Here is a 14,687-nt window from a genome sequence, read left to right on the forward strand (position 1 = left end):
TTAACCCACGCCCGCGCCATCGAGCCGGTCCTCGAAGACCTGCCCGACCCAGTCCCCGACGCGGAACCGCTCGGTGGGCGTGAACCCCTGCCCGGTGTAGTAGCGCACGAGCGCACCGTCACCGCCGGCCCAGCAGTCGACACGCACGAGGCCGATGGAGCGCCTGCGTGCCTCCTCCCGCGCGTGGCGGAGCAGGAAGGCGCCGACACCCCGCCCGGTGTGCCGCCGCGCGGTGATCAGCAGGTCGATGTAGAGCTCTCGCTCCGAGACCGGCGGGATGTGGGCTGGCGGCTGCTCGGTGAGGATCAGCGCGCCGGCGGCATCGCCGTCGAACTCGGCGATCAGCAGCTTGCCGCCGCTCGCCATGCCGTTGACGCGCTCCACGCGCTTCGGGTCCTCCGACCACGGTGTCGAGCCCCACTGTCCTTCGCGGCCCCGCTCGGTGAGCCACGCGACCGCTCCGTCGAACATCGCCAGCAGGAGCCCTGCGTCGGCGGCGACACCGGGCCGGATCGTCGGTTCCGTCATAGCGCGGTGAGGATACGCGGACCGTCCTCGGTGATCGCGACCGTGTGCTCGACGTGCGCGGCCCTGCTGCCGTCGGCGGTGTAGAGCGTCCAGCCGTCGTCACCGGCGCGGTAGGCGTCCGCGCCACCGCGGATGAACATCGGCTCGATCGCGATGGCCATGCCGGGGCGCAGCCGCAGGCCCTGGCCCGGCCTGCCCTCGTTGGGCACGTGCGGCTCCTCGTGCATCGCGTGCCCGATGCCGTGCCCGCCGTGGTCGGCGAGCAGGCCGTAGCCCGCGCCCCTGCCGATGACGCCGATCGCGTAGCCGATGTCGCCGAGCCGGTTGCCGGGCCGCGCCGCCTCGATTCCGGCGGCCAGGCCGCGCTCGGTCGTGGCGATCAGGTCGAGGTCGGCCTGGTCCGGCGTGCCGACGACGAAGCTGATCGCCGCGTCGCCGTGCCAGCCGTCCACCTCGGCGCCGAAGTCCACGCTCACCAGGTCGCCGTCGCGCAGGCGGTAACCGGTGGGGATGCCGTGGACGACGGCGTCGTTCACACTCGTGCACAGCACCGCCGGGTAGGGGCTTGGCGCGAAGCGCGGGTGGTAGTCCTTGAACGACGAGCTTGCGCCCGCGTCGACCAGCACCTCGGCCGCGATCTCGTCGAGCTCCTTCAGCGACGTGCCCACCGCCGCCCCCGCCTTGACCGCCTGCAGGGCCGTGGCCACCACCTTTCCGGCCAGACGCATGGCGTCCAGCTCTCCCGGGGTCTTGAGTTCGATCACCGCATGCTCTCTTCAGATCGGGATACTAATACCGGTATACCTATCACATGCGGCGACGGTGGCGCTCAGCGCAGGCCGAGCTCCCTCGCGATGAGCATGCGCTGCACCTCGCTCGTGCCCTCGCCGATCTCGAGGATCTTCGCGTCGCGGTAGAAGCGGCCAACGGCGAACTCGTTCATGAAGCCGTAGCCGCCGAAGATCTGCGTCGCGTCGCGGGAGTTGTCCATCGCCGCGTTGGACGACGCGAGCTTGGCGATCGCCGCCTCCTTCTTGAAGGGCTCGCCGCGCAGCATCTTCGACGCCGCCTCGTAGTAGGCCAGCCGCGCGGTGTGCGCACGCAGCTCCATGTCCGCGATCTTGAACTGGATCGACTGGTAGGCGCCGATCTTGTTGCCGAACGCCTCCCGCTCGCCGACGTAGCGGAGGCACTCGTCGACGCAGCCCTGCGCGAGACCCACGCCCAGCGCGGCGATCGCGATCCTGCCTTCGTCCAGAATGGACAGGAACTGCGCGTAGCCACGCCCGCGCTCGCCCACGAGGTTCTCCTCGGGAACGCGGCAGTCGGAGAACGCCAGCTCATGCGTGTCGGAGGCGTTCCAGCCGACCTTCGAGTACTTCGGCGCCACGGTGAACCCGGGCGTGCCCGACGGCACGATGATCGCCGAGATCTCCTTGCGCCCGCCTGCCTCGCCCGTGATGGCGGTGATGGTCACCAGGCGCGTGATGTCGGTGCCGGAGTTGGTGATGAACGCCTTGCTGCCGTTGATCACCCACTCCCCGTTGTCCAGCCGCGCCGTCGTGCGCGTGGCACCCGCGTCCGAGCCGCCACCCGGCTCGGTGAGCCCGAACCCGCCGAGCGCCTCACCCGAACAAAGGGCGGGCAGCCACTCGCGCTTCTGCTCCGCGGAACCGAAGCGGTAGATCGGCATCGCGCCGAGCGATACCCCGGCCTCCAGCGTCACGGCCACGGACGAGTCGACGCGCGCCAGCTCCTCCAGCGCGATGCACAGCGCGAAGTAGTCGCCGCCCATACCGCCGTACTCCTCGGGGAAGGGCAGTCCGAACAGGCCCATCTCCCCCATCTTCGCGACGAGGGGGTACGGGAACTCCTCGCGCTCGTAGTAGCCGCCGATCACCGGCGCCACCTCGTTCTGCGCGAAGTCGTGGACGGTCTTGCGCAGGGCCTCGTACTCGTCGTCGAGCCTGAAGTCGATCATGATGTGTGCTCCTCGGGGGTTACCAGGGCGAGTGCCTCGTCCAGCGCGACCTGTTGGCCCGCCTGGACGTGGAGTTCGGTGACGACGCCGTCGACCGGCGCGGTGATGGTGTGCTCCATCTTCATGGCCTCGACGACGAGTAGCGGTGTTCCGGCCGCCACCACGTCGCCCTTGGCGACCTTGACCACGAGCACCATGCCGGGCATGGGGCTCGTGACGGGTCCGGCCTCGGCGTCCTCGGCGTGGGACGCCAGCAGGTTCGGCCGCTCGCCGAGCGCGACGCCGCGGCCCTCGCGCGCGAGCCACACCGTGCCGTCCGGCGCCTCGGCGCGCCGGTAGCGCAGGTACCCGCCGTCGTGGCGCACGGCGAGCACCGCCCCTGTCCGCTCGGCCGACGCCGCGACCGGCTCACCGTCGTCGATCCGCACACGGGCGTCCTCGGGCGCGCCCTCGACGCGCACGAGCGACTCGGTCTGCTCGGCGCGCAGCCGGAAGGTCACGCTCGCGCTGGCGCCGAGCCGCCAGCCGCTCGGCATGTCCCACGGGTCCACCACCGCGCCGCTCGGGCGCAGCGCGAGCAGCCGGTCGAGCGCGCCGGCGACGAGGAAGTCGCCGGGAACGCCGTCGGACACGAGCGAGGACAGCTTGCGCTCCACCAGTCCGGTGTCGAGGTCGCCCGCCCGCACGTCGGGGTCCTGCAGGAGCGCACGCAGGAAGGTCACGTTGGTGTGCACGCCGAGCACCGCGGTGTCGGCGAGCGCGCGGTCGAGCCGGTGCAGCGCCGAGGCGCGGTCGGGGCCCCACGCGATCACCTTGGCGAGCATGGGGTCGTAGTTGGAGCCGACCACGCTGCCCTCGGAGAGCCCCGAGTCCACGCGCACACCGGTGCCGGACGGCTCCGCGAGCCCGAGCACGGTCCCGCCCGTGGGAATGAACCCGCGAGCGGGATCCTCGGCGTAGACGCGGGCCTCCACCGCGTGCCCGTCGAGGCGCACGTCCTGCTGGCTCACGCCCAGCGGCTCACCCGCGGCGACGCGCAGCTGCCATTCGACCAGGTCGAGGCCTGTCACCAGTTCGGTCACCGGGTGTTCCACCTGCAGGCGCGTGTTCATCTCCAGGAAGAAGAACTCGTCCGGCCTCGCCGAGGAGACGATGAACTCGACCGTGCCGGCGCCGACGTAGCCGACCGAGCGGGCGGCCTCCACCGCCGAGGCGCCCATCCGCTCCCGCGTCACCTCGTCCAGCAGCGCCGACGGCGCCTCCTCGATGACCTTCTGGTGCCGCCGCTGCAGGCTGCACTCGCGCTCGCCGAGGTGGACCACGTTGCCGTGCGCATCGGCCAGCACCTGGATCTCGATGTGCCGAGGGCTCTCCACGAACCGCTCGACCAGCAGCCGGTCGTCACCGAACGCGCCCCTGGCCTCTCGCTGTGCCGACTCGACGGCCTCGGCCAGCTCGCCGGGCTCCGTCACCAGCCGCATCCCCTTGCCCCCACCGCCCGCGGAAGGCTTGAGCAGCACCGGGTAGCCCACCCGCTCGGCGGCGGCGGCGATGCCAGCCACGTCGTCCACGTCTGACTCACCGGGCACCACGGGGACGCCCGCGGCCGAGACCGTGGCCTTGGCGCGGATCTTGTCCCCCATCGCGTCGATCGCGCTCACCGGCGGGCCGACGAAAACCAGGCCCGCTTCCTCGCACGCCTTCGCGAACGCGGCGTTCTCGGAAAGGAAGCCGTAACCGGGGTGCACGGCCTGCGCCCCGGACTCCACGGCGGCACGCACGACGTCGGGCACGGACAGGTAGCTCCTCGCCGCCTCGGCCGGGCCGATCCGCACCGCGGCGTCGGCCTCCCGCACGTGCCGCGCCCCGGCGTCGGCGTCGCTGTAGACCGCGACCGAGCGGATCCCCATGCGCCGCAACGTGCCGATCACGCGGACGGCGATCTCACCCCGGTTGGCGACCAGAACTGTGTCAAACAACTGTCGAACCAGCCTCTCTCACATCCGGAAGACGCCGTAGCCGACGGGTTCGAGCGGCGCGTTGGCCGCTGCCGACAGCGCGAGCCCGAGCGTCATGCGCGTGTCGAGCGGGTCGATCACGCCGTCGTCCCACAGCCGGGCCGTCGAGTAGTACGGGTTGCCCTGCTCCTCGTACTGGGCACGGATCGGGTCCTTGAACGCCTCTTCGTCCTCAGTGGACCATTCGGCGCCCTTGGCCTCCATGGCGTCCCTGCGCACGGTAGCGAGCACCGATGCCGCCTGCTCGCCGCCCATCACGGAGATCCGCGCGTTCGGCCACATCCACAGGAACCGGGGCGAGTACGCGCGCCCGCACATCGAGTAGTTCCCCGCGCCGAACGAACCGCCGATGATCACGGTGAACTTGGGCACGCGCGCGCACGCGACCGCGGTGACCATCTTGGCGCCGTGCTTGGCGATTCCGCCTGCCTCGTAGTCCTTTCCGACCATGAAGCCGGTGATGTTCTGCAGGAACAGCAACGGGATCGAGCGCTTGTCGCACAGCTCGATGAAGTGCGCGCCCTTCATCGCCGACTCGGAGAACAGCACGCCGTTGTTGGCGATGATGCCCACCGGGTGGCCGTGGATGCGGGCGAAGCCCGTGACCAGCGTGGCGCCGTACTCCTTCTTGAACTCCGCGAACCGGCTGCCGTCGACGATCCGGGCGATCACCTCGCGGACGTCGTAGGGCGTGCGCGGGTCGGTGGGCACCACGCCGTACAGCTCGCGGGGATCGGCCACGGGTTCCTCGGTGGGCAGTACGTCCCACGGCCTCGGCGCGCGCGGACCGAGCGTCGACACGATCGAGCGCACGATGCGCAGCGCGTCGGCGTCGTCGGCGGCGAGGTGATCGGTGACACCGGACGAGCGCGCGTGCACGTCACCGCCACCGAGTTCCTCCGCCGTCACGACCTCGCCGGTGGCCGCCTTCACGAGCGGCGGCCCGCCGAGGAAGATCGTGCCCTGGTTGCGCACGATGACGGCCTCGTCGCTCATCGCGGGCACGTAGGCGCCGCCCGCCGTGCACGAGCCGAGCACCGCGGCGATCTGCGGGATGCCGCGCGCGGACATCGTGGCCTGGTTGTAGAAGATGCGGCCGAAGTGCTCGCGGTCGGGGAACACGTCGTCCTGCCGGGGCAGGAACGCGCCGCCGGAGTCGACGAGGTAGACGCACGGGAGGTTGTTGTGCAGCGCGACTTCCTGCGCGCGCAGGTGCTTCTTGACCGTGACCGGGTAGTAGGTGCCGCCCTTCACCGTCGCGTCGTTGGCCACGACCACACACTCGCGGCCGGACACGCGCCCGATGCCGGTGATGATCCCGGCCGAGGGAGCCTCGTCGTCGTAGAGGCCGGTGGCGGCGAGCGGTGAGAGCTCGAGAAACGGCGAGCCCGGGTCGAGCAGCGCGTCGACGCGATCCCTCGGCAGGAGCTTGCCACGTTCCACATGCCGGGCACGAGCCTTCTCGGAACCGCCGAGCCGGGCCGCGGCGAGCCGCTTGCGGAGATCCTCGACGAGCTCGGCGTGCCCGTTGACATTGCGGGCGAACGCGTCACTGCGCGGATCGGCTGAGCTGGTGAGCGCCGGAGTGTCCATCCCACCCCTTTGGGGTTAGCTACCGTTAACGTCACTCAGGATGTTAACGGTAGCTAACCCCCGCGTCCAGCGCTCGGACGGACTCAGCCGGTGACGGCCTCCAGAGCGGGCAGGTAGCCGAGCGCCTGACCGTTCACGTTCGGGTGGTAGGACTCGTCGACGGGCCAGGTGAGGCTCTTGAGCCACCAGTCGCTCGAGCAGATCTCGTGACCGGTGAACGGCCCGCGCACGTCGACGAACGTGAAGCCGGCGGCAGCGGCGCGCTGCCCGGTCACCTCGGCGAGCGCGTCGGCGCCGGAGTTGATCGCCTCGCGCTTGACCTCGCTCAACCCGCCCTGGCACGACCCGCCCAACTGGTAGAAACGCGGGTAGCCGAGCACCACGATCTCCGCGTTCGGCGCCTTGCTCCGCAGCGTCGCGTACACGTTGTCGAGCAGGCCGGGCAGCGTTCCGGTGACGAACGCCTTGGCATCGGCGACCCGGCCGACGCACGCCTGGTCTCCGCCGAGCGTGCAGTCGGTCATCACGTCGGTGAAGCCGGCGTCGTTGCCGCCGACGGAGACGGTGACGAGCGTCGTGGCCTCCGACAGCGCGCCGGCCTGCGTGAGCACGTCGTCCGTGCGTGCGCCGAGGCACGCGACGAACTGGAAGTCGGTGGCACCGTGGGAATCCGCCCACAGCTGTGGATAGGCGTTGGCGCTGCGCTTGCAGGAGCCCGAGTCGCCGTACTCCCCGGCTCCGACACCGGAGGAGTAGGAGTCGCCGAGCGCGACATAGCTGACCGCCTGCGCGGCGGAGGTGATCGCGCTGCCCACCAGCACCAGCGAGGCGACCACGAGAACGGAGAGAAATCGGAAAGCCTTCACCAGCATGGCGGACCCCTTCGTCAATCGCTGACGAGAAGACCATTACCAGCCAAAACGACACCGTGGAAGGTGCCCGATCGGGAGATGACCCGACCGGTTCAAGCCGGAAGTCGGGGCGGATGTTAGCGCTCGCTAACCACCCTGTCCTAGACTGACGCGATGTCCCACGGTTCCGCACCCCTCTCCGGCGGGGAGAAGGCGAGCAGGCGCGAACAGATCCTCGCGGCCGCCGCCGAACTCTTCGCCCAGCACGGTTTCCACGGGGTGGGGATCGACGACATCGGCGCGGCCGTGGGGATCTCCGGACCGGCGTTGTACCGGCATTTCCGCAGCAAGGACGCGATGCTCGGCGAGATGCTGACGTCCATCAGCGAGTACCTCTTCGACGGCGGCAAACGCCACTCGGATCGTTCCGGCGACCCCGACGAGATCCTGGCCGGGCTCGTCCGGTTCCACGTCGACTTCGCGCTCCAGCGACCCGCGCTGATCACCGTGCAGGAACGCAACCTCGCGAACCTCACCGACGCAGACCGCAAGCAGGTGCGGGCACTGCAACGGCGCTATGTCGAGGTGTGGGTTCGCGCGTTGCGCGCGGCCGTGCCGAACCTCGACGAGCCGCACGCGCGCTCCGCCGCACACGCCGTCTTCGGGCTCATCAACTCGACGCCGCACAACCGGCACCTGCCCGACGACGAACTCGCCGACCTGCTCTGCCGCCTGGCACTGGGCGCCCTCTACGCGGCCAAATGACGATCACCCCAGCGGGCGGCACCCAAACGGGCCCGCGCTGGTGTTTGATGGTGCACGTGCACGCGGACCGAAGCGAGAGCGACGAGGAGCCGGCAGGGCTCGTCGAGAAGGCGCAACGCGCTCTCGTCGCCATGCGCTTCGGCGACGACGACGAGGCCCTCACCGTGCTCGCGCCGTCGGCGGCAGAGCGCATGGCCGACACCCGTGAGCTGATGCTGCTGCTGTTCGGCGCGTGCAGCGCGATGGTCAGCACGCTTGGCGACGGCGGCGCGGCACCCGTCAAGGTGCAGGTCTTCGACGAGGCGGGCGAGGAGGTCTCGATCGACCAGGCGGACCCGCCCGTGCGCACAGCCGTTCGCACACTGCTCGCCGAGGTGCACGGCAACACCGAGGCCGCACAGGAGCAGGTGGAGATCGCGCTCGCCAACGCCGCACCCGACGAGGTGGACGCCTTGATCCTGCAGGCCCTGCGCTGGACGATGCGTCTCTCCGCCGAGTGCCTCGACCGCCGCCTCCCGGTGGCCGACTGGATCGCGGAAGCCCTGGCCGACTAGGCCCTGCCCGCCCGCAGCGCCCGCCCGCAGTGCCCGACTGCAGTGAAGGCCACCTTCGCTGCGTTGAACGCGGGCATGGTGGCCTTCACTGCAGTCGGGCCCGGGTACCGCACCGTACGTAGGCGCAGGTGTCGATTGCCGGCCGACGACGCTACGGCCGCGGTTCGCGACGCTCGTTCGCATGGCTACCAAGACCCGGATCGAACCGCGTGTGAAGCTCGGCCGCGGCGCCCGCAAGTGGCTGCTGTTCGTGCACGTCGTCAGCTCGGTGGGCTGGATCGGCGTCGAGGCGTGCCTGCTGGCCCTCGGGGTCGTGGGCGTGTCCAGCACCGACCCTGCGGTCGTCACCGGCTCGTCCGTGATCGCGGGCGTGCTCGGTGGGACCTTCTACTTCCCCGTGAGCCTGGTCGCGCTGATCAGCGGGCTGTTGCTGGGCATCGGCACGAAGTGGGGCCTGCTGCGTTACCACTGGGTGGTCGCGAAGCTGGTGCTCACGATCGCGCTGTACGTCGGCGGGAACATGTTCGTGGTCCCCGGTTTCGTCGCGGCGGGTGAGGCCGTGGCGAGCGGCGGCCAGCCGGGCGACGCAAGCACGATGCTGATCACCGCCATGACGGCGGGACTGGTGCTGCTGCTCGTCGCCACGCTGCTCTCGGTGTTCACGCCGGGAGGCAGAACGCCGTGGTACCGCGCGAGGCTCGCTCGCTGAGGGCTCAGCGTTGCTGGAGTGCGAAGCGGTTGCCCTCGGAATCGAGGAACATCGACCACCAGCCCCACGGCTGCTTCACCGGCTTCGCGGGGAACTCGACGCCCTTGGCCGAGAGTTCCTCGTAGGTCCGCTCGATGTCGTCGGCGTAGAAGAAGAAGTTCGCGGTGGGCAGGTCGTCTCTCGCCGGGGCGCGAAAGGCGTCCTGCGGGTCGGCGCTCAGCACCAGCGTGGTCTGCCCGTCCGGGGCGGTGACCTCGAGCCAGCGGTTGCCCTTGTCGTCGTATGGCTCGTCGATGGCGACCGTGAAGCCCAGCGTCTCCGTCCAGAACCGCTTCGCCCGCTGCTGATCGCGCACGCCGATGACGACCTTGCTCACGCCTCGAATGGCCATCATCACTCCAATTCGAATATATCCACAACGGATACAACGAGACTGGAGTGTATGCTCCCTCCATGCCGAAGGGCAACCCGCCGCCCATCACCCCGGCGGCGTTCCAGGTACTGCTGGCGCTCGCACGCGGGCGCGCGCACGGCTACGGGATCATGAACTTCGTCAGCGAGCTCACCGACGGCTCCGTGCAGCTCAGCCCCGGCACCCTCTACCGCACACTCTCCCGGCTGGCGGTCGACGGCCTCGTCGAGGAGGCTCCGGACATGAGCGAGGACCAGCCGCACGACGCGCGTCGCCGCTACTACCAGCTCACCGCACGGGGCTGGGAGGCTGCCGCACGCGAGGCCGAGCTGATCCGGCGGCTCGCGGGCGCCGCCGCCGAGGCGGGCCTGCTCGGCAGGCAGGAGCGCTCGGCATGACCGGGCCCAGCCGGGCACTCGGGCTCGTGCCGCACCTCTTCGTCAAGGACGTCGACACGGCGTTGTCCTTCTACGGCAAGGCGTTCGGCGCGGTCGAGCTGTTCCGCAACCGGCTGCCCGACGGCACGGTGCTGTTCGTCGAGGTGGCCATCGGCGAGACGCGCCTGTTGGTGAGCCAGGAGATCCCCCAGCTCGACGCACTCGCCCCCGCGACGCTCGGCGGCACCCCGATGCTGCTGACGCTCGAGACCGAGGACCCCGACGACCTGTTCCGCCGCGCCGTGTTCGCGGGCGCCACGGTGGAGGCGCCCATCGAGGAGATGTTCTTCGGCGAGCGCTACGGCCGCGTGGTGGACCCCGACGGGCACCGCTGGGCGCTCACCACCAAGCGCGAGCAGTTCACGCCCGAGGACATCGACGCCCGTACCCCGCCGGGTGTCTGATGGTCTCTGTTCGCACCGTCGTGGACCGCGTGGGTCCGACCCTGCTGCAGGCGGTCCACGTGCCGCCCGGCTGTCCCGCCGTCTCCGACGTCGTGATCGCCGAACCGGGGTTGGCCGCCAACCTGGCCGCCGGTGACCTGGTGCTCGCCGTCGCCGTGGCGGACGTCGCCGGAGCGATCGAGCTGATCCGCGACAGCGCCGAGCACGACGCCGCCGCGGTGCTCGTCAAACCGCCGCTGGCCGGCAAACCGGCGATCCGGCGAGCCGCCAAGCGGGCGGAGATCGGGCTCATCGAGGTGCACGCCGCCACGTCGTGGGCACAGCTCGTGTGGCTGCTGCGCACCGTGCTCGACGCGATCGCCGACGAGTCCGACACCCTGGAGAACGGCGACGACGCCGGCACGAGCGACCTGTTCCGCCTCGCCGACGCCGTGGCGTCCGTTGTGGACGCTCCGGTGACCATCGAGGACACCAACTCCCGCGTGCTCGCCTACTCGGCGCGACAGGACGTCACCGACCCCGCGCGCGTCGCGACGATCATGGGCAGGCGGATCCCGGACGACGTGCTCGCCCGGTTCCGCTCGCGCGGGGTGTTCCGCGAGCTGACCAGGGGCAGGCAGACGATCTTCGTGCCGGGCCAGCGGGACGGCACGCTGCCGCGGCTGATCGTGCCCATCCGCATGGGTGGCGAGCTGCTCGGCTCCATGTGGGCCGTGGTGCCGGGGCCCGTGCCGGACGAGCGGGCGGCCGCGTTCGCCGACACCGCACCCGTCGTCGCGCTCCACCTGCTGCGCCGCCGCGCGCACGCCGACGTCCAGCGCCGGGCGTCGGCCGAGCTGCTGCGGGCCCTGCTGCGCGGGGAGGTGAGTCCGCGCAAGGCCGTCGCCGAGCTGGACCTCACCGACGAGCCGCACCGCGTCGTCGTGGTGGAGACGCCCGGCGGCGACACGCTCGACGGCGAGGGACTGCGGCTCGCGCTGCTGGAACGGATCTCGCAGGGCATCGGGCGCAGGCCCGTCGCCGCCGAGGAGGCCGGGCTGCTCTACGCCGTCGTCCCGGACGGCGAGGGCCCTGGTACGTGGCCGGAGATCCGCTCCGCGCTCGCCGAGACTCCTGCGGGGAAGGACAGCGGCGAACTGCGGGCCGCGGCAGGCGGCGCACGGGACCTCACCGACCTCTCGCGGTCCCGCGCGGAGGCCGAGGAGACCCTGGGGCTGCTGCGCGCGGGTGTGCTGGCGGGCCGGGTGGTGTGCTTCGACGACGTGTGGACCGCGCTGGCCCTGCACCGCGCGGCGACGGCGTCGAGCGGCGCGCGCGTGACCGAGCTGGGTCCACTGGGGACGGTCCGCGCGTACGACGCCGCCAACGGCACGGAGTACGTGGCGACGCTGTACGAATGGCTGCGCCATCCCGGCGACCCGCGCACGGCGGCCACGGCACTGCGGATCCACCCCAACACCCTGCGCTACCGCATGCGCAAGCTGCTCGAACTGGTTCCGCTGGACCTCGACGACCCCGACGTGCGGCTGGCCCTGCTCGCCCAGCTGACGGCACTGCACTGGGCGTGACCCAGCCGCCCTCGCCGCCCCTCCGCTGCAGTGAAGGCCACCTTCACTGCGTTGACCGCAGTGAAGGTGGCCTTCACTGCGGTCGGTTCCGGGTCAGGCGACTTCGAGCAGGGTCTTGCCGATCGTGTCGCGCGACTCGATCGCCGCGTGCGCCTCGGCCGCGCGCGCCAGCGGGAACCGTTGCCCGATCACCGGGCGCAAGCGGCCCGCCGCGGCCTCGGCCAGCGCCGTGACGGCGAACCCCCGCAGCTCCTGCGGCGTCCCGCCGATTCCCCACCCCACCGACACCCCGCGCTCGGCGGCGAGCTCCTCGGCGATCTCGGTCGGAGCCCCGCTGGCCGCGCCGAACGTGACCATGCGGCCGCCGCGCTCGACCAGTTCGAACGCCGCCCCGCCGACGTCGCCGCCCACCGCGTCGAAGACGACGTCAACACCCCCGACGGCCTCGCGCACGCGGTCCGCCCAGTCCGGCTTGCGGTAGTCAACGGTGAACTCCGCGCCGAGTTCCCAGGCCAGCTCGAGCTTGCGGTCCCCGCCCGCAGCGGCGACAACGAGCGCGCCCGCGTTGTTGGCGAGCTGGACCAGCAGGCTGCCCACCCCGCCGCCCGCGGCCTCGACGAGCACCCGCTCGCCCGGCCGCAGCCCGGCGCCGTGCGTGAGCATCACCGCCGTGCGCCCGTCGGCCAGCAGCGCCACCGCGTCGTCGAGCTCGAGCCCCTCCGGCACCTCCACCACCATCGCCGCGTCGGCGACCGCCCGTTCGGCGTAACCCCCGTGCCCGCCGAGCGAGCTCACCACCCGCCTGCCCGCCAGCCCGGGATCGACGCCCTCTCCGACCCTGCTGATCACCCCGCCGACGCCGTTGCCGGGAATCACGGGCGGCTCGATCCGGAACGGGCCGAAACCGTTACGGCGGAACTGGGTCTCGACGAACGTGATGTTCGCGAACGCCACCTCGATCAGCACCTGCCCCGGCCCCGGCTCCGGGTCGGGGGCCTCCCCCGCGACCAGCACCTGTGGCTCGCCGAACTCCTTCAGCCAGACCGCTCTCATGACACCCCTTCCGTGTGTGCCCAGCCTGCGACCTCGACTTAGCTAGAGGTCAAGCCCTTGTGCTGCGGCAACCACCATGGGGGACCAGCATTGTTGTGCGCCCACGATGACACCGCCGTCCGGGTGGTTCACCGTGGGCAGCAACACCGCACCGAACGCAGGAGGAAGCCGTGCGCATCGCCGTCCCCCGAGAGGTCAAGAAGCACGAGTACCGCGTCGCGGTGACCCCCGCCGGCGTCCACGAACTCACCCAGCGCGGCCACGAGGTGTTCATCGAGGCCGACGCCGGCCTCGGGTCCGCCATCACCGACGAGGAGTACCTCGCCGCGGGGGCGAAGATCCTCGCGACGGCGGAGGACACCTGGGCAGAGGGCGAGCTGGTGCTCAAGGTCAAGGAGCCCGTCGCAGAGGAGTACGGCCGCCTGCGCTCCGACCAGGTGCTGTTCACCTACCTCCACCTCGCCGCCGACCGTCCGCTGACCGAGGCACTGCTCGCGGCGGGCACCACGGCGATCGCGTACGAGACCGTGCAGGCGCCCGACGGCGCGCTGCCGCTGCTCGCGCCGATGTCGGAGGTCGCGGGCAGGCTCGCGCCGCAGGTCGGCGCCCACTCACTGATGAAGCCGAGCGGCGGGCGGGGCGTGCTGCCCGGCGGGATCCCCGGCGTGCACCCGGCTCGGGTGGTCGTGATCGGCGGCGGCGTCGCCGGTCTCAACGCCGCGCGCGTCGCGCTCGGACTCGGCGCCGACGTGGAGGTGCTGGACACCAACGTCGACCGGCTGCGCCAGATCGACCACGACTTCGGCGGCCGGATCCGCACGGTCACCTCGAACGCGCTGTCGCTGGAGCAGGCGGTGGTGGAGGCCGACCTGGTGGTGGGCGCGGTGCTCGTGCCCGGAGCCAAGGCGCCGAAGCTCGTGTCCAACGAGCTGGTCTCGCGCATGAAGGCGGGCAGCGTGCTCGTCGACATCTCGATCGACCAGGGCGGCTGCTTCGCCGACTCGCGGCCCACCACGCACGACGCGCCGACCTACCAGGTGCACGACTCGGTGTTCTACTGCGTCGCCAACATGCCGGGCGCGGTGCCGAGGACCTCGACCTACGGCCTCACCAACGTGACCCTGCCCTACGCGATCCGCCTGGCCGAGCACGGGTGGCGCGCCGCGCTGCGGGCCGACGACACGCTGGCGAAGGGCCTCAACGCCCACGCGGGAGCGCTCACCAACGAACCCGTCGCCACGGCGCACGGCCTGGAGTATCAGCCGGCGGAACTCTGATCGCTGTCGGCGGGCGGCACCCCGTCCGGCCAGACGCACGGCGAAGAGGCGCCCAGCGACAGGTCACCCTCGACACTCTGCTGCACCGACATCCGGAACGCGTCGTCGCTGTTCTCGACGGAAACGAACCTGTCCGGCGCCGACCGCTTGTCGGTGAGCACGCGGTACCCGCTGGCGTTCCAGTGGTCGTACAGAGCGTCGACGAACTCGGCGTTCCGCTCCGAGGGCAGGCCGTCGAGCCAGTAGGTCTTGCCGACCTCGTACCGGCCGAGTGGGCCGTTGTCAGTGGGATCGAGGCACTCGGCGGAATCGTCACGGAGCACCTCCAGTGTTGGCCGCACCGGCAGGGCCGCGACCGCACGATCGATGTGTTCCTGCGCCCGCCGCGCGGCCTGCTCTCCGGTCATCGTTCGCATCTCGTCCCCATTTCCCGGCGACGGCCGCTCCGTAGTCGACCGGCCCTCATTGTCGTCGCCGCCGCCGTCTCCACACGCCGCGAGCAACAGCAGGCACGCCAGAACGGCCATCCTCCGGATC

At 71.2% G+C, this 14,687-nt stretch carries 16 protein-coding genes; 7 read left to right on the forward strand and 9 right to left on the reverse strand.

Annotated elements, in window-relative coordinates; translation table 11 throughout:
* From FCN18_RS29765 to FCN18_RS29790, 6 genes are all read right to left on the reverse strand, one after another.
* The gene (locus FCN18_RS29765) at window positions 1-528 is read right to left on the reverse strand and encodes a GNAT family N-acetyltransferase (protein ID WP_112271027.1); all 528 of its coding nucleotides are present in this window, start codon (window positions 526-528) and stop codon (window positions 1-3) included.
* Entirely contained in the window at window positions 525-1,292 is a 768-nt protein-coding gene (gene map, locus FCN18_RS29770; RefSeq protein ID WP_137096657.1) for a type I methionyl aminopeptidase, read from the reverse strand. Before map ends, FCN18_RS29765 begins: the two co-directional genes overlap by 4 nt.
* Window positions 1,293-1,357: 65 nt before the next feature.
* A complete protein-coding gene (locus FCN18_RS29775; RefSeq protein WP_137096658.1) occupies window positions 1,358-2,509 on the reverse strand; it encodes an acyl-CoA dehydrogenase family protein in 1,152 nt (383 codons plus the stop codon).
* Window positions 2,506-4,488 carry an acetyl-CoA carboxylase biotin carboxylase subunit gene (locus FCN18_RS29780; RefSeq protein ID WP_137096659.1) on the reverse strand — a complete coding sequence of 661 codons (1,983 nt, stop codon included), beginning with the start codon at window positions 4,486-4,488 and terminating at the stop codon, window positions 2,506-2,508. Before FCN18_RS29780 ends, FCN18_RS29775 begins: the two co-directional genes overlap by 4 nt.
* A gap of 18 nt (window positions 4,489-4,506) precedes the next feature.
* On the reverse strand, window positions 4,507-6,120 hold the full coding sequence (locus FCN18_RS29785) for a carboxyl transferase domain-containing protein (RefSeq protein ID WP_112271019.1): 1,614 nt from the start codon (window positions 6,118-6,120) through the stop codon (window positions 4,507-4,509).
* A gap of 83 nt (window positions 6,121-6,203) precedes the next feature.
* Window positions 6,204-6,992 (reverse strand): SGNH/GDSL hydrolase family protein, encoded by a 789-nt coding sequence (locus FCN18_RS29790; protein ID WP_112271017.1) that lies wholly within the window; start codon window positions 6,990-6,992, stop codon window positions 6,204-6,206.
* Window positions 6,993-7,145: 153 nt separating this feature from the next.
* On the opposite strand from FCN18_RS29790, the gene FCN18_RS29795 reads away from it, so the two are divergent.
* From FCN18_RS29795 to FCN18_RS29805, 3 genes are all read left to right on the forward strand, one after another.
* Window positions 7,146-7,736, forward strand: coding sequence for an SACE_7040 family transcriptional regulator (locus FCN18_RS29795; RefSeq protein ID WP_113643743.1), 591 nt, complete (start codon window positions 7,146-7,148; stop codon window positions 7,734-7,736).
* A 47-nt stretch (window positions 7,737-7,783) separates the two neighbouring features.
* Entirely contained in the window at window positions 7,784-8,290 is a 507-nt protein-coding gene (locus FCN18_RS29800) for a hypothetical protein (RefSeq protein WP_112271013.1), read from the forward strand.
* 181 nt (window positions 8,291-8,471) lie between these two features.
* Window positions 8,472-8,999 (forward strand): hypothetical protein, encoded by a 528-nt coding sequence (locus tag FCN18_RS29805; RefSeq protein ID WP_137096660.1) that lies wholly within the window; start codon window positions 8,472-8,474, stop codon window positions 8,997-8,999.
* A 4-nt stretch (window positions 9,000-9,003) separates the two neighbouring features.
* Here FCN18_RS29805 and FCN18_RS29810 read toward each other — a convergent pair whose 3' ends face one another.
* Window positions 9,004-9,390, reverse strand: a complete 387-nt coding sequence (locus FCN18_RS29810; RefSeq protein ID WP_112271314.1) for a VOC family protein — start codon at window positions 9,388-9,390, stop codon at window positions 9,004-9,006.
* Window positions 9,391-9,452: 62 nt separating this feature from the next.
* Here FCN18_RS29810 and FCN18_RS29815 point away from each other — a divergent pair, with 62 nt between their 5' ends.
* From FCN18_RS29815 to FCN18_RS29825, 3 genes are read left to right on the forward strand one after another with little or no spacing between them, the layout of a single operon-like run.
* Window positions 9,453-9,809 (forward strand): PadR family transcriptional regulator, encoded by a 357-nt coding sequence (locus FCN18_RS29815; protein ID WP_112271009.1) that lies wholly within the window; start codon window positions 9,453-9,455, stop codon window positions 9,807-9,809.
* Window positions 9,806-10,252, forward strand: a complete 447-nt coding sequence (locus FCN18_RS29820) for a VOC family protein (protein ID WP_112271008.1) — start codon at window positions 9,806-9,808, stop codon at window positions 10,250-10,252. The genes FCN18_RS29815 and FCN18_RS29820 overlap by 4 nt, the downstream gene beginning before the upstream one ends.
* Window positions 10,252-11,820, forward strand: a complete 1,569-nt coding sequence (locus tag FCN18_RS29825) for a PucR family transcriptional regulator (protein WP_137096661.1) — start codon at window positions 10,252-10,254, stop codon at window positions 11,818-11,820. Before FCN18_RS29820 ends, FCN18_RS29825 begins: the two co-directional genes overlap by 1 nt.
* A gap of 93 nt (window positions 11,821-11,913) precedes the next feature.
* On the opposite strand, the gene FCN18_RS29830 is transcribed toward FCN18_RS29825, so the two are convergent.
* Complete coding sequence (locus FCN18_RS29830; protein ID WP_112271006.1) at window positions 11,914-12,873, reverse strand: zinc-binding dehydrogenase; 960 nt, start codon at window positions 12,871-12,873, stop codon at window positions 11,914-11,916.
* A 170-nt stretch (window positions 12,874-13,043) separates the two neighbouring features.
* Here FCN18_RS29830 and ald point away from each other — a divergent pair, with 170 nt between their 5' ends.
* Window positions 13,044-14,150, forward strand: a complete 1,107-nt coding sequence (ald, locus tag FCN18_RS29835; protein WP_112271005.1) for an alanine dehydrogenase — start codon at window positions 13,044-13,046, stop codon at window positions 14,148-14,150.
* Here ald and FCN18_RS29840 read toward each other — a convergent pair.
* Window positions 14,132-14,677 (reverse strand): hypothetical protein, encoded by a 546-nt coding sequence (locus FCN18_RS29840; protein ID WP_228714191.1) that lies wholly within the window; start codon window positions 14,675-14,677, stop codon window positions 14,132-14,134. The two genes, ald and FCN18_RS29840, sit on opposite strands and share 19 nt — an antisense overlap.
* Window positions 14,678-14,687 lie beyond the last annotated feature (10 nt).

This window comes from Prauserella endophytica, assembly GCF_005146945.1.
Lineage (GTDB): Bacteria > Actinomycetota > Actinomycetes > Mycobacteriales > Pseudonocardiaceae > Prauserella_A > Prauserella_A endophytica.

What these genes read in the sequence shown, in the direction of transcription:
- FCN18_RS29795 (WP_113643743.1), top strand. Translation starts at nt 7,146, where the DNA reads ATGTCCCACGGTTCCGCACCCCTCTCCGGCGGGGAGAAGGCGAGCAGG.
- FCN18_RS29815 (WP_112271009.1), top strand. Translation starts at nt 9,453, where the DNA reads ATGCCGAAGGGCAACCCGCCGCCCATCACCCCGGCGGCGTTCCAGGTA.
- FCN18_RS29790 (WP_112271017.1), bottom strand. Translation starts at nt 6,992, where the DNA reads ATGCTGGTGAAGGCTTTCCGATTTCTCTCCGTTCTCGTGGTCGCCTCG.
- FCN18_RS29830 (WP_112271006.1), bottom strand. Translation starts at nt 12,873, where the DNA reads ATGAGAGCGGTCTGGCTGAAGGAGTTCGGCGAGCCACAGGTGCTGGTC.
- FCN18_RS29810 (WP_112271314.1), bottom strand. Translation starts at nt 9,390, where the DNA reads ATGGCCATTCGAGGCGTGAGCAAGGTCGTCATCGGCGTGCGCGATCAG.
- FCN18_RS29765 (WP_112271027.1), bottom strand. Translation starts at nt 528, where the DNA reads ATGACGGAACCGACGATCCGGCCCGGTGTCGCCGCCGACGCAGGGCTC.
- FCN18_RS29805 (WP_137096660.1), top strand. Translation starts at nt 8,472, where the DNA reads ATGGCTACCAAGACCCGGATCGAACCGCGTGTGAAGCTCGGCCGCGGC.
- FCN18_RS29820 (WP_112271008.1), top strand. Translation starts at nt 9,806, where the DNA reads ATGACCGGGCCCAGCCGGGCACTCGGGCTCGTGCCGCACCTCTTCGTC.
- FCN18_RS29800 (WP_112271013.1), top strand. Translation starts at nt 7,784, where the DNA reads ATGGTGCACGTGCACGCGGACCGAAGCGAGAGCGACGAGGAGCCGGCA.
- FCN18_RS29825 (WP_137096661.1), top strand. Translation starts at nt 10,252, where the DNA reads ATGGTCTCTGTTCGCACCGTCGTGGACCGCGTGGGTCCGACCCTGCTG.
- FCN18_RS29840 (WP_228714191.1), bottom strand. Translation starts at nt 14,677, where the DNA reads ATGGCCGTTCTGGCGTGCCTGCTGTTGCTCGCGGCGTGTGGAGACGGC.
- FCN18_RS29785 (WP_112271019.1), bottom strand. Translation starts at nt 6,120, where the DNA reads ATGGACACTCCGGCGCTCACCAGCTCAGCCGATCCGCGCAGTGACGCG.
- FCN18_RS29775 (WP_137096658.1), bottom strand. Translation starts at nt 2,509, where the DNA reads ATGATCGACTTCAGGCTCGACGACGAGTACGAGGCCCTGCGCAAGACC.